The organism is Nonomuraea sp. NPDC059194 (genome assembly GCF_042754765.1).
Taxonomy (GTDB): domain Bacteria; phylum Actinomycetota; class Actinomycetes; order Streptosporangiales; family Streptosporangiaceae; genus Nonomuraea.
Map to the genome: position 1 here is coordinate 1 of NZ_JBHZBH010000117.1, position 1506 is coordinate 1506.

The window sequence follows — 1506 nt, forward strand, 5'->3', positions numbered from 1 at the left end:
CCGACGAAGACATCCCAGGAGCTTTGATGTCAAGCAGCAGCCTCTTGGGCATGGTGGGACCAAGCGGTCGCCTCGTCGTAGAGGGTGCCGCTCTTGAGGCAGCCGTGCAGGATACCGACCAGTCGATTGGCTACCTGGCGCAGCGCGGCGTTGTAGTCGATGTCGCGGGCACGTTGTTTGTCGTAGTACGCGCGAGCGCCGGGCGAGGCATTGATGGCATTGGACGCCTGGGCCATGAGAGCGTCGATAAGGCGGTCGTTGTGCACGAAGCGGGCCGCGACGACCTTCTTCTTGCCCGAGGCGCGGGTGATCGGGCTGGTGCCGGCGTAGTTCTTGCGGGCCTTGGCGGAGGTGTAGCGGTCGGGGTCGTCGCCGAACTCTGCGAGCACCCGGGCGCCGAGGATCGGTCCCAGGCCGGGCTGGGAGGTGATGATCTCAGCGGCCGGGTGCAGGCCAAAATGCGCCTCGACCTCCTTGTGCAGGGCGGCGACCTGCTCGTTCAAGGTGGCCAGGATGCTCGTCAGGGCGCGGGTGGTGACGGCGTAGGCGGCCGTCACCACCGGCGGCTGGCCCAGGTGCTCGGCGCGCAACGCGGCCTGGATCCGGGCGGCTCGCTCGGTCAGATCGCCCCGGCGGTGGGCGCGTTTGAGCGCGGCGGCGATCTGACTGATGGTCAGCTTGGCCGCCGCGGCCGGGTCGGGAGCCTTGGCCAGCAGTTCCAGCGCCTCGGGGGCATCCAGGTCCTCGAAGGCGTCCAGAGCGGCGGGGAAGTAGTCGCGCAGCGCGTGCCGCAACCGCTGGGCATGGCGGGTGCGATCCCAGATCAGGGTCTTGTGGGTCCGGGTGACGACCTTGATCGCCTCTGCCAGGCCGCTGTCCCCGGCCACCGGGCGCAACTGGTGGGCGTCGGTGCGGACCATGTCGGCCAGCATGTGCGCGTCGGCCGCATCGCTCTTGGCGCCCGAGACCGCCAGCCGTTCCCGGTAGCGGGCGGCCTGCAGCGGGTTGACCGCGTACACCGCGTACCCCGCGGCCACCAGCGCCCGCACCCACGGGCCGCGGTCGGTCTCGATCCCCACGATCACCTCGGCGTCCTCGGGATCGTCCCCGAGGTGCTGGCCGATCAGGGCGTGCAGCCGGGCCATGCCTGCCACGCCCTCCGCAAGCCGCGCCTTGGCCAGTCTGCGGCCCGAGACATCCATCAGCTCCACGTCGTGGTGCGTCTCGGCCCAGTCATCGCCGACGAACAGTCGCAACGTCTCTCCCATCTCCGCCATCGCCGGTCAGCAACCTGCGGGAGAACCATCGGCGACCTAATGAAACAGTGCTCATCCCCACGACGGGCAGGCACGACATCCCAGCAGCGATCAACTCTCCCGACCTACCAGCAGGGGCACGATCTTCGTCAAGGACTCAACGCCCAGGAGGACCGAGTGCTCACCCACCGGCGGCCGCTATCCACCATGGAGTCTGCCGGATGGCCTGCTCCTAAGACTCATTAGGAGG

The 1506-nt window shown here is 68.9% G+C and carries 1 protein-coding gene; it reads right to left on the reverse strand.

Features of this window, described 5'->3' with window-relative positions; all coding sequences use genetic code 11:
- Window positions 1–29: 29 nt before the first annotated feature.
- Window positions 30–1268 (reverse strand): IS110 family transposase, encoded by a 1239-nt coding sequence (locus ACFXJ8_RS44055; RefSeq protein ID WP_379651545.1) that lies wholly within the window; start codon window positions 1266–1268, stop codon window positions 30–32.
- Window positions 1269–1506 lie beyond the last annotated feature (238 nt).

Coding starts and splice junctions, on each gene's coding strand:
- ACFXJ8_RS44055 (WP_379651545.1), bottom strand. CDS start 1,268: ATGGGAGAGACGTTGCGACTGTTCGTCGGCGATGACTGGGCCGAGACG.